7 protein-coding genes are annotated in these 11,931 nt (G+C 69.8%); 4 read left to right on the forward strand and 3 right to left on the reverse strand.

Going from position 1 to position 11,931, the window contains the following annotated elements:
• Positions 1-43: 43 nt before the first annotated feature.
• Entirely contained in the window at positions 44-1,348 is a 1,305-nt protein-coding gene (locus ACFYWY_RS23615; protein WP_389189981.1) for an ABC transporter substrate-binding protein, read from the reverse strand.
• Positions 1,349-1,592: 244 nt separating this feature from the next.
• On the opposite strand from ACFYWY_RS23615, the gene ACFYWY_RS23620 reads away from it, so the two are divergent.
• Positions 1,593-4,376, forward strand: a complete 2,784-nt coding sequence (locus tag ACFYWY_RS23620) for a glycosyl hydrolase (protein ID WP_389189982.1) — start codon at positions 1,593-1,595, stop codon at positions 4,374-4,376.
• An 84-nt stretch (positions 4,377-4,460) separates the two neighbouring features.
• Here ACFYWY_RS23620 and ACFYWY_RS23625 read toward each other — a convergent pair whose 3' ends face one another.
• The gene (locus ACFYWY_RS23625) at positions 4,461-5,501 is read right to left on the reverse strand and encodes a LacI family DNA-binding transcriptional regulator (RefSeq protein ID WP_389189983.1); all 1,041 of its coding nucleotides are present in this window, start codon (positions 5,499-5,501) and stop codon (positions 4,461-4,463) included.
• 221 nt (positions 5,502-5,722) lie between these two features.
• On the reverse strand, positions 5,723-7,222 hold the full coding sequence (locus tag ACFYWY_RS23630; RefSeq protein ID WP_389189984.1) for a M1 family metallopeptidase: 1,500 nt from the start codon (positions 7,220-7,222) through the stop codon (positions 5,723-5,725).
• 1,040 nt (positions 7,223-8,262) lie between these two features.
• Here ACFYWY_RS23630 and ACFYWY_RS23635 point away from each other — a divergent pair.
• The 3 genes from ACFYWY_RS23635 (at position 8,263) to ACFYWY_RS23645 (ending at position 11,911) form a co-directional block, all read left to right on the forward strand.
• Positions 8,263-8,517 carry a hypothetical protein gene (locus ACFYWY_RS23635; protein WP_389189985.1) on the forward strand — a complete coding sequence of 85 codons (255 nt, stop codon included), beginning with the start codon at positions 8,263-8,265 and terminating at the stop codon, positions 8,515-8,517.
• A 140-nt stretch (positions 8,518-8,657) separates the two neighbouring features.
• Positions 8,658-10,634, forward strand: coding sequence for a Xaa-Pro dipeptidyl-peptidase (locus tag ACFYWY_RS23640; RefSeq protein ID WP_389189986.1), 1,977 nt, complete (start codon positions 8,658-8,660; stop codon positions 10,632-10,634).
• Entirely contained in the window at positions 10,631-11,911 is a 1,281-nt protein-coding gene (locus ACFYWY_RS23645) for a M14 family metallocarboxypeptidase (RefSeq protein ID WP_389189987.1), read from the forward strand. The genes ACFYWY_RS23640 and ACFYWY_RS23645 overlap by 4 nt, the downstream gene beginning before the upstream one ends.
• The last annotated feature ends 20 nt before the right edge of the window (positions 11,912-11,931 follow it).

The following is an 11,931-nucleotide window of genomic DNA, read 5'->3' on the forward strand; positions in this document are numbered from 1 at the left end:
CCGGGAACCCGGACCGGCCTGAAGGAGCTGTGCCGACCGCGGGTCAGCCGGTCGCGTTCTGCACGTTCTTCTTCGCGGTCGACCAGGCCTTGTCGGGCGAGGTGCCCTTGCGCTCCACCTCGCTGAGCGCGTTGGTGATCTGGTCGGCCACGCTCTTGTCGTGGACGCCGAGCACCTGGACCGGCGCGGCCTTGGCGGCATCACCGAAGATCTGGCCGATCGGGGCGTCGGAGAAATACGGGTCCTTGGCCGCCGCGACCTTGGCTATGGCGCCGGTCGACGAGGGGAAGTTGCCCTGCTTGGTGAAGAGCTTGGCCTGCTGCTCCGGGGCGGTGAGCCACTGGATCAGCTCGTACGCCTCCTTCTTGTGCTTGGCCGCACGAGGGATCGAGAGATACGAGCCGCCCCAGTTGCCGGCGCCTTCGGGCAGCTTGGCGATGTCCCACTTGCCCTTGCCCGCGTCACCGGCCTGGCCCTTGATGTAGCCGAGCATCCAGGCGGGGCAGGGCATGGTCGCGAAGGAGCCGGCGGAGAACGCCTGGTTCCACTGCGGTGACCACTGGTCGAGCTTGGCGCTCAGACCTGCCTGCGCCGCCTCGGTGGAGGCGTCCCAGGCGGCCTTGATCGCCGGGTTGTCCTCGTAGATCAGCTTTCCGGAGGCGTCGTGGTACAGCTCCTTCTGCTGGCCGACCATGATCGCGTAGATGCTGCCGACGCTGTCCACCCAGGCGCTCTTGGCCGGCGCCTTCTTCTTGTACTCCTTGCCGAGCGCCAGATAGCTGTCCCAGGTTGACCACTTGGCGGCCAGCTGAGTGCGGTCGGTGGGCAGCCCGGCCTGCTTGAAGAGGTCCGTGCGGTAGCACATGGCCTCCGGGCCGACATCCGTGCCCAGGCCCACGATCTGGCCGTCCTTGCCGGTGGCCGCCGACCACTTGGCCTCGGCGAACTGGTCCTTGAGCTTGTCGGCGCCGTACTTCTTCAGATCCTCGAACTTGTCGGCCTGCTGCTGGGTGACGGCGGCGATCCGGCCCACCTCGATGCCCTGCACATCGGCGAGGCCGCCACCGCCCGCGAGCCGGGTCTGCAGCGACTTCCAGTAGTCCTGTTCATCCTCGGTGTCGCTCTGCTTGATCCTGATGTTCGGGTGGAGCTTCTCGTACTCCGCGTAGAGCCCGGCCTCCTTGTAGCCGAAGGATCCGAAGAGGTCGACGGTGAGCGTGACCTTGCCGCCCGCGCTGTCGGATGCGCCGTCCGACGATCCGGATCCACAGGCGGCGAGCAGTGCCCCGGCGAGCGCGACCGCACCCAGGCGGACGGTGGCCCTTTTGGCGGCTCGGGCGATGGGCATGAGAAGCCTCCTTTGGCTTCGGTGGAGCGAGACCGCCCGATTGAGAGCGCTCTCAAAGATGCGTCTGGAGAGTGCCCCTCAGGTGCTCGTCCCGTCAAGTCTCGAAGGCGTAACGGCTTGGACTCGCCGCCAACTGCCGCCTGTGTCTTGACTATTGACACCTCTGTTTCAGGAGTTTTACGTTCCTTGGCATCTGAGAGCGCTCTCGGACGCCCCTTCCCGTGATGACTTCGAGGTGCCGTCCATGCCAGCCACCCGCACCAGGCCAGCTGCCGCGCTGGCCCTGGTCTCCGCCCTGGCCGTCTTCGGCCTGGGCCCGGCCGCCACCCCCGCGGCGGCCGCCAACATCCCCGTAGGCTCTGGCAGTTACTCCGACACCCGCCCCGCAGGTACGTCGGGCCCGACCACCAACACCGGCGCGCCGGTCACTCCCAAGGTCACCCCCGCAGCCAAGGACAAGCCCGTCCCCACCAACGACTGGTGGTCGTCCCTCGCCTTCCAGCGGTACGGCGACAACCCGTACTCCACCCCCATGTACGGTCACCCGCTCACCTACCAGGCCACCGCCGGCGGACTCGAAGTCGGCTACCCCACAACGCCCGCGGTCGTCGGCGAGGGCCGCCAGTACGAGTACGCCCACAAGCGGGACCTCACCCTCGGCCTCACCGGGCTCAACTCACCGGACACCAAGGCCGACGACTGGTCCGACTGGACCGTGACCCCCTACTGGTCGGACGGCGCACGCACACTGCGCACCACCATCGGCCACGGCCTGCCGTTCGTATACGCCAAGGGCTCCGGCGGCAACGCCCAGATCACCACCGCCGCCGCGCCCGCCGTCTTCGCCGACCAGGGCAATGTCCTCGGCATCACCGTCGCGGGCCACCACTACGCCCTCTTCGCGCCCAGCGGCAGCGACTGGACGGTCTCCGGCTCGGCCATCACCGCGGGCCTCGGCGCCAAGGACTACTTCTCGCTCGCCGTACTGCCCTCCGTCGACGCGCTCGCGACGTACAAGAAATACGCCTACAGCTTCGTCACCGGGTCCAAAGCGGCCTGGAGCTACACCGGCGGCACCGTGCAGAGCACCTACAGCCTGACCACCGAGGCAAAGGAGGGCACCGAACGCGGCACGCTCCAGGCCCTCTACCGCCACCAGTGGCTGCACACCACCGACCCGCTCACCGCCTACACATACGTCTCACCGCGCGGCGCCATGAAGGTCCGCGAGGCGGCCTCCTTCACCACCAGACAGAAGGCATCCGCGGTGCTGCCCGGGCTGCCGAAGAGCAACGCCGTCGACCAGGCCCGGCTGAAGGGCTATCTCGACCAGGTCGCGAACGACCCGGACCCGTTCAAGGGCTACACGGACACCTACTGGACCGGCAAGGTGCTGGGGCAGCTCGCCCAGCTCGTCCCTCTGGCCGACCAGACCGGCGAGACGGCCACCCGCGACAAGCTCCTCGGTCTGATCAAGGGCCGACTGCAGGACTGGTTCACGGCGGGAGGCGCGAACGAGTTCTCATACGACAAGGACTGGAAGACGCTCACCGGCTACCCCGCCTCGTACGGCAGCGACACCGAGCTCAACGACCACCACTTCCACTACAGCTACTACGTCTACGCGGCCGCGGTCGTCGCGCAGTACGACCAGGCCTGGGCCGCCGACTCCGCCTGGGGCGGCATGGTCAAGACCCTGGTACGGGACGCGGCCAACCCCAGCCGGACCGACACCGCCTTCCCCTTCCTGCGCGGCTTCGACGTGTACGCGGGTCACAGCTGGGCCTCCGGGCACCAGGGATTCGCCGCGGGCAACAACCAGGAGTCGTCGTCGGAGTCCACCAACCTCAGCGCGGGCCTCGTGCTGTGGGGCTCGGCCACCGGTGACACCGCGCTTCGCGACCTCGGGACGTATCTGCTGACCACCGAGTCGGAGGCGATCGCGCAGTACTGGTTCGACGCCGACGAGCAGGTCTTCCCGTCCTCCTTCGGCCATGACACGGCCGGCATGGTCTGGGGCAGCGGCGCGGCGTACGCCACCTGGTGGACCGCCAACCCGGAGGAGATCCACGGCATCAACGTCCTTCCGGTGACAGGCGGTTCACTCCACCTGGGCGGGGAGAAGGCCGCGATCCGGCGCAATATCGCCGAGATGGAACGGGAGAACGGCGGCCCGGCCGTCGAATGGCGCGACATCCTCTGGGAGTTCCAGTCGCTCGCCGACCCGGCGGCCGCGAAGGCCAAGTGGGACGCGGGCAACGCGGGCTACACCCCCGAGCAGGGCGAGTCCAAGGCGCACACCTACCACTGGATCAGCACGCTGGACGCGCTCGGCGCCCCCGATGCGACGGTGACCGGGGACATTCCGAGCTCCGCGGTCTTCACCAAGGGCACGGTACGGACCTACGCCGCGCACAACTACGGCGCCACGGCCCGCACGGTGACCTTCTCCGACGGCAAGACGCTCACCGTCCCGGCGCGCTCGACGGCGACCGGCACGGGGACCGGCGGAGGCGACCCGGACCCGGATCCCGATCCGGAGCCGCCGACGGGCAACACCTTCCAGCTCCGTACGGGAGGGTTGCTCACCACCGCGTCGGGTGGCACGGCGGGCAGTGACACGATCGCCTCGGCGGCCGGCGGCAACTACGACGGCACCCCGCACCAGCCCCTCGTCTACGAGGTCAGACACGTCAACGGCACACCTGCCCCGGGCGCCGCGACCGCATTCCGCCTCCAGCTGGACGCGGGCACCACCGTCGGCCTCGGTCAGCAGGCCTGTGTCAGCTACGACTTCACGGGCGACGGCACCTTCGACCGGACCGAGACCTACCACTACTTCGCGACCGACCCGGTGGCGGGCTGGGAGGAGTACGCCCAGTCACGCGGCCTGAAGGCGGCGACCGGAACCGTCGGCGCTCTCAAGGGCGGCACCGTACGGCTGGAGGTGTGGAGCGCCATCGGCAATGGCACCGCCAAGCTGCAGACCGGCACGGACAGGTCGGTGGTCGTGATCCCCTTCAGCTGAGCTCTTCAGTTGACCTTTTCAGCTGATCGCGGTCAGCCGACCGCCTTCGGCCGACCGCGCGGTGTGCGGCGGGCAACGGCCCTCTCAGGCCGAGGCCCGCCGCACCAGCGTGGTCGGAGTGATCACCGAGGCGGGAGTGCCGGCCCCCGGCTCGCCCTCGTTCAGTACGCGCATCAGCAGCCGGACCATCAGCCGGCCCATCCCCTCGATGTCCTGACGGATCGTCGTCAGCGCGGGATCGGTCGTCTCCACCACCGACGCCATGTCGTCGAAGCCGACCAGTGCCACATCCTGCGGCACCCGCCGCCCCCGCTCACGCAGTGTCCGCAGTGCCCCCGAGGCCATCAGGTCGTTCGCGGCGAACACGGCGTCCAGTTCCGGGCGGCGGTCCAGCAGTTCGGCCATCGCGCGGGCGCCGCTGTCCGCGGTGAAGTCGCCCTGGCGGACGAGCTCCGGGTCGGCGTCCAGCAGGACGTCGCGGTAGCCGTCGATCCGGTCCAGCGCGGAGGTCTGGTCGCGGGGGCCCGCGATGTGCGCGATGTGCCGGCGGCCCAGGGAGACCAGATGCCGTACGGCTTCCCTGGCGCCGCCGCGGTTGTCGCAGTCGACATAGGGGACGGCGAGCTCGGAGGCGGCGCCGGGCCAGCCCGGACGGCCTCCGAAGACGGTGGGCACCTGCACCCGGCGGATGATCGCGGGCAGCTCGTCGTCGTTGTGCAGCGAGAAGGCCAGGGCGCCGTCGACATGACCGCCGCCGAGATAGCGGGCGATCCGGTCGTAGTCGCCGGGCCCCTCCACCCACAGCAGCACCAGCTGGGAGTCGTACGCCGTCAGCTCGCGGCTGATGCCGCGCACCTGCTGCTCGAAGAAGGGGTCCGAGAAGATCCGGAACTCCGGCTCTGCGATGATCACGGCGACCGCGCCGTTGCGCCGGGTGACCAGGGTGCGGGCCGCGTGATTCGGTATGTATCCGAGCTCCTCGACCGCCTGGCGCACCTTGTCGACCAGCGGGGGGCGAACCCCCGCGCCGCCGTTGACGACCCGCGACGCCGTGGCCCGGGAGACACCGGCGCGGGCGGCGACGGCCTCCAGGGTGGGGCGGGACCCCGTGGTCTGCTCGGGCAAGGCGGGCGCTCCTCGTCTGCTTCCGTCAGCTGCGTCGGACGACAGCGGGACAGAACGCTGCCGGGTACAGGATATCCGGTCCCGTCGATCTTCTGAGAGCGCTCCCACCCTGGCCCACCAGAGGCCTGCCGGGGCGTGACCGGGCGGGCCCGGGACCGGGAGCGCCGCCGTCCTCCCGGCCGGGACGGCGGCGCCTCGCGACTACGCTTCGCGACTGCGGCTCAGTGGTGGTCGTGCCCGTGAATCGTGTTCGTGGCGGCGATCTTCTTCCACGACTTCGGCTGGGCGTGCTTGCCGTCGGCCTTCGCGATCCGGGCACCCGCCGCGGCCGGAGCGCCAGGCTTCGACGGCTGGTAGAGCCAGGTGTCGAACAGATCGGCCAGCGGCTTGCCGGAGACCTTCTCGGCGTACTTCACAAAGTCGCCGACCTTGGCGTTGCCGTAGGCGTGCTCGGTCGGCCAGCCCTTGAGGATCGCGAAGAAGTCCTTGTCGCCGACCTTGCCGCGCAGCGCCTGGAGCGCCAGCGCGCCCCGGTCGTAGACGGCGATGTCGAACTGCTTGTCCGGGCCCGGGTCACCGGGCTTGACCGTCCAGAAGGCGTCATCGGCCGGGTGCTGGGCGTAGACCCAGTCCGCGAGCTCCTGCGCGGTGCCCTCGCCCTCCTTCTCCGACCAGAGCCACTGGCTGTAGCGGGCAAAGCCTTCGTTGACCCAGATGTCCTTCCAGCCGTCGACGGAGACACTGTCGCCGTACCACTGGTGGGCCAGCTCATGGACGACCACGGAGACATTCGCGCCGTTCGCGAACTGCCGCGGGCTGTAGAACGGACGGGTCTGCGTCTCCAGCGCATAGCCGCTCTTCACATTGGGGACATAGCCGCCCAGAGCATTGAAGGGGTACGGGCCGAACACCTCGGTCAGCCACTCGGCGACCTCACCGGTCCGCTCGACGCTCGCCCGCGCCGCCCCCGCGTTGTCGCCGAGGTCCTTGCTGTACGCATTGAGGATCGGCAGCCCGTCGGCCGTCTTGTCGGTGGTGATGTCGAACTTCCCGACGGCGAGCGTGGCGAGATACGACGCCTGCGGCTTGTTGGAGCGCCAGTTGAAGCGCGTCCAGCCCAGCCTCGAACTCTGTGACTGCAGGACACCGTTGCTGATCGCCTGGGTCCCGTCGGGCACCAGGACCGAGATGTCGTACGTCGCCTTGTCCAGCGGGTGGTCGTTGCTCGGGAACCACCACACGGCCGAGTCCGGCTCCTGGGCGGCGACTCCGCCGTCCGGAGTACGGTGCCAGGCCGTGTACCCGCCGATGTTCAGCTCGGAGGGCTTGCCCGCGTAGCGGACGACCACTGAGACGGGCTGGCCCTTCTCCAGCGCCGCGGTGGGAGTGATGACCAGCTCCTGCTCACCCTCCTTCTTGAACTGCGCCTTCTTGTTGTTGACCCGCACCTCGCTGACGTCAAGACCGAAGTCGAGGTTGAAACGGCTCAGGTTCTGCGTGGCGGTGGCCAGGATCGTCGCCGTGCCCTCGAGCAGATCGGTGGCGGGCTGGTACTTCAGCCTCAGGTCGTAGTGGGATACGTCGTATCCGCCGTTTCCGCTCGCCGGGTAGTAGGGGTCGCCAATGCCCGGGTCGCCCGGCGCGGAGTCGGCGGCCGATGCCGGAATCGCCAGCAGCAGTGAGGCCGCGAGCGCGCTCGGGACGAGAAGTCTGCGGTGCACGGATGCTCCAAGTCGTGGGGGCCGATGATCTCTTGAACCCTATTCAGGCCCGGCGCCCGCAGTCAGGAGCGTCGTTCGGCCTTTCATGTGATTGCCATCCGGCCGAGCGCGGCTGCAGCCTCACCGGTCCGGCGGACTACTCGCGTACCTCCGTGGCGAACGGGTGTCGGCGCGGGACGACCCCGAAGCCCCGGTGCCCCGGCTGCTGGCCCAAGCTCTTGGGGAACGCCTGGGGCGGCCGGTCAATCTCGCGGAAATCCGCATGGGCGAGGCGGCGACAATCGATGCTTCGGTGGGGTTGGATTTCTCGCGAGATCCCGCCGACGCCGTCCGCGTCGCCACTTCGTTCTGGAGCTCCGTGAACCGCCGCGACTTCCTCAAGGACACCGGGTCCGGCTTCGCCGTGTCCGCGTTCACCGTCCCCGTCACCCGCTGGCTCGTCAGCCCCGCCGATGAGACCGCCAACCACCGGGGCGGCCGGCAAGTCGGGCGCTCGGACCTGGACGAACTGCGCGAGGCAGCCGACCACGCCCGTCACTGGGATTCGAAGTATGGCGGCGGGAACTGGAAGTCCAGTTCCGTCACCGACTGTCTTGAGCACCGGGCGGCCCCGCTCCTGCAGGGCACCTTCTCCGACGATGTCGGCAGTGAACTCTTCAGCGTAACCGCCGAGTTGTCGCGGCTGGCGGGGTGGACGGCGTTCGACGTCGGGCAGCACAACGCCGCCCAGCGGCACTTCATCCAGGCTCTCCGCCTGGCCCGCGCGGGCGGAGATGTGCCGTTGGGCTGCTATGTCCTGACCACGATGGCCATGCAGTCCCTGATGCGGGGCTTCGCGTCCCAGGCCGTGGACATGGCCCAGGGCGCCTTCGAACGGGCCAAGGGAGGATCTGCTGGGCCAGGCCAAGGCCGACGGCGGCGACGAGCCCGGATGGATCGACTTCTATCACCACGCCCGCCTCTCGGCGGACGCCGCCGAGGTCTTCCGCGACCTGAAGAACCCCAAGGCCGCCCTCGCCTGGAACAAGCAGGCTGCCGCCATGCCGACCGGGGTGTTCACCCGCTCCGTCGGGATGCGGCTCGCGATCGTGGGGACCGCCCATCTGCAGGCCCGCGACCTCGACCACGGCCTCGAACTCGGCAATCGCAGCGTCGACATCCTCGCCCGCGTCCAGTCCACCCGCGCCAAGGACTACGTCCGCGAGTTCAACGCGGCCCTGGCCCCCTGGCGGCGCGAGCCGGCCGTCCGCGAGTTCATCCACCGCACCCGCGCCGAACTCGGCGTCGTCGCCTAACAGAATGAGCGAGATCCTGCGCAGCCGCGTCACGCGGGCGCTGCGCTGACGAGGGCGGCCGTCGAGGCACCTCGGCGGGATCGATTCGGTCAGCCGAATGCCCTCTGTTGCACAGGAGTTGACCGGAGTACCTTCCGCCCATGCCGACACACGCGCGGGGCGCCCGCTTGACGTGCAGATCGCTGGTGGCGGCGGCCTCGGCCGCCCTGATGGCCATGACCCTGGCCCCGACAGGCGCACACAGCGCGCCCGTACGGGAGAGCACACCCGCCTACTCGTACGAGAACGCGATCCGTGAGTCCGTATGGGTGGACACCCGGCTCGACGGCGACGGCGACGGGCGGACCGATCGCGTCGCCGTCGACATCGTCCGGCCGCGTGAGCCCGCGCAGCAGGGCCGGAAGATCCCCGTGATCATGGACGCCAGTCCGTACTACGCCTGCTGCGGGCGCGGCAACGAGAGCCAGAAGAAGACGTACGACGCGAACGGCAACCCCGTCCAGTTCCCGCTCTACTACGACAACTTCTTCGTCCCGCGCGGGTACGCCTTCGTCGCGGTCGACCTGGCGGGCACCAATCGCTCCGACGGCTGCGTCGACGTCGGAGGCCGCTCCGACATCCAGTCCGCGAAGGCAGTCGTCGACTGGTTGAACGGCCGCGGCCGCGGCTACACCACCCGCACCGGCGGAGAGCGCGCCCGGGCCGCATGGAGCACCGGAAACACCGGGATGATCGGCAAGAGTTACGACGGCACGATCGCCAACGGCGTCGCCGCCACCGGAGTCGAGGGGCTCAAGACGATCGTCCCGATCGGCGCCATCTCCTCCTGGTACGACTACTACTTCGCCAAGGGCGCACCGCTCTACAACTCGGGCCCCGAGTGGCTCTCCCACTATGTCGAGAGCCCCGACGCCCGCACCCGCTGCCAGGCCGTCCAGCAGCGGCTGGTGGACGAGGCGCCCCGCAACGGTGATCTGACCCGGCTGTGGAGCGAGCGCGACTACGTTCCCGACGCGGACAATGTCGAGGCCAGCGTCTTCGCCGTGCACGGCATGCAGGACCTCAACGTCCGCTCCAAGCACTTCGGCCAGTGGTGGGACGCCCTCGCCGACGCGGGCGTGGAGCGCAAGGTCTGGCTCTCGCAGACCGGGCACGTCGACCCGTTCGACTTCCGCCGCGCCGAGTGGGTCAGCACCCTGCACCGCTGGTTCGACCACTACCTCCTCGGCTACGACAACGGCGTCGAGCGCGAGCCGATGGCCGACATCGAGCGCGCCCCCGACCAGTGGTCCACCGACCGCGTCTGGCCGCCGCGGTCCACCGACACCACCAGCCTCCGCCCGGACAAGGGTGCGGTGGCGGGCGTCGGCACGCTGAGTCTGCAGCCCGCCCGTCCCGGCGCGACCGAGACCTTCACCGACGACCCGGCGCTCGACGAGACCGACTGGGCCGCCCACATCGACCGGTCGACCTCCTCCAAGGCCGGGTTCATCACCAAGCCCCTCGGCCGTGACCTGCGGCTGTCCGGCTCCTCCCGGGTGACCATCACCGCGACGCCGTCCACCACCAGCGCCCATCTCTCCGCGGTCCTCGTCGACCTCGGCCCCGACACGATCCGCGACTACGCGGCAGCCGGTGAAGGCATCACCACCCTTGCGGAACGCAGTTGCTGGGGTTCGAGCATCCCGGGCGACAGCCCCTGCTTCAAGGAGACCAAGGCCCGCACGGCAGCCGTCGACTACACGGTCTTCAGCCGCGGCTGGGCGGACCTCGGCAACTACGCCTCCGACGCCAAGGGCCGTCCGCTGACCCCCGGCACGGCGTACACCATCACCCTCGATCTGCACGCAAGTGACCATGTCGTCCCGGCCGGGCACCGGCTGGCCCTCATCGTCGGCGGCACGGACAGGGACCTCATCGAACCGTCCGCGAGCACTCCGGCGCTGAGCCTCGATCTGACCCGTACAGCGGCGAAGCTGCCGATCGTCGGCGGCGCCGCCGCCTTCGTACGCGCCACCGCGGGGTCCACCGCGTCCGTCACCCCGCGCGATGCCCGGCTCAGCGGTGTGGCCGAGCCGCGTCCCATCCGCCCGATCCCCGGAGGCGAGCGCCGATGATGTCCCGTATCCGCACGCTGGCCCTGACGGTCACGGCGGCAGCGCTTGCCGTGCCGCTGGTCACGGCGCCGGCCGAGGCGGCGCACGCCCCGCCCCGCACCGGCTTCGAGACCAGCCAGGGCGCGCGCTGGACCAGCCAGCCCGAGGAGCAGGCGTTCCTCGCCGCCGTGGACCGCGGCAGTGACCGGGTCTCGGTCGGCCGGATCGGCACCACGAAGCAGGGCCGGCCGCTCCAGCTCGTACGCATCGGCGCTCAGCACGCCGCGAACACCGTGCTGCTGATCTGCACTCAGCACGGCGACGAGCCCTCGGGCCGCGACGCCTGTCTGACCACGATCCGCGATCTCGCGTACGCCAGGGACGGTGAAACCCGCCGGCTGCTGTCCCGTACGAGAATCCTCGTCGTCCCCACCGCCAACCCGGACGGCCGGGCCGCGGACACCCGCGGCAACGCCGACGGGGTCGACATCAACCGCGACCACATCGCCCTGAAGACCGCCGAGGCGCGAGCACTGGCCGCCGTGATCCGCGACCAGCGCCCGGACGTCGTCTACGACTTGCACGAGTACGGCGCCACCCCGCCGTACTACGACAAGGACCTCTTCGACCTCTGGCCGCGCAACCTCAACACCGACGCCAAGGTCCACCAGGAGTCGCGGACCCTCTCCGAGCACTACGTCCGCCCGGCCGCGCACGACAGCGGCTTCAGCACCGGCACCTACGGCATCTGGACCGACCCGGTCACCGGCGACCCCATCAAGCAGACGGCGGGCGACGGCCAGGAGCGCATCCTGCGCAATGCCTCGGGCGTCAAGAACGCCCTCGGCCTGCTCATCGAGAGCCGCGTCGACCCGCTCACCGAGGCGGAGAAGGCCGACCCCGCGCTGAACAACAGGCGTCGGGTCGCCAGTCAACTGGGTGCCCTGGACGGTCTGTTGACCTTCGCCGACGAACGGCGCGGCCGGATCGAGGCGGTGACCGGAGCCGCGAGGCTGGCCGGTTTCAAGGACCGCGGCCCGGTCTATCTGGGCGGCGCCGACAACGACCCTGCAACGGCGGAGGAGACCCTGGCGGATCCGCCCTGCGGCTACCGCCTCGACGCGGCGCAGTACGCGGACGTACGGGACGAACTGGCGCTGCACGGCGTCGCGTCGAGGCCGGACGGGGACGGGGCGTTCGTACCGCTGCGCCAGTCCCAGCGCGCACTCGTCCCGCTGCTTCTCGATTCCCGTGCGGCATACCACCTCACAGCGGGACAACCGATCACCGCCTGTTGAGGGTGGTGGTGTGCGTCACT

This window comes from Streptomyces sp. NPDC002870, assembly GCF_042888505.1.
Classification (GTDB): domain Bacteria; phylum Actinomycetota; class Actinomycetes; order Streptomycetales; family Streptomycetaceae; genus Streptomyces.

Excerpts from the sequence above, each read along its gene's own strand:
- ACFYWY_RS23635 (WP_389189985.1), top strand. The coding sequence starts at position 8,263 with ATGCCGACCGGGGTGTTCACCCGCTCCGTCGGGATGCGGCTCGCGATC.
- ACFYWY_RS23620 (WP_389189982.1), top strand. The coding sequence starts at position 1,593 with ATGCCAGCCACCCGCACCAGGCCAGCTGCCGCGCTGGCCCTGGTCTCC.
- ACFYWY_RS23645 (WP_389189987.1), top strand. The coding sequence starts at position 10,631 with ATGATGTCCCGTATCCGCACGCTGGCCCTGACGGTCACGGCGGCAGCG.
- ACFYWY_RS23640 (WP_389189986.1), top strand. The coding sequence starts at position 8,658 with ATGCCGACACACGCGCGGGGCGCCCGCTTGACGTGCAGATCGCTGGTG.
- ACFYWY_RS23615 (WP_389189981.1), bottom strand. The coding sequence starts at position 1,348 with ATGCCCATCGCCCGAGCCGCCAAAAGGGCCACCGTCCGCCTGGGTGCG.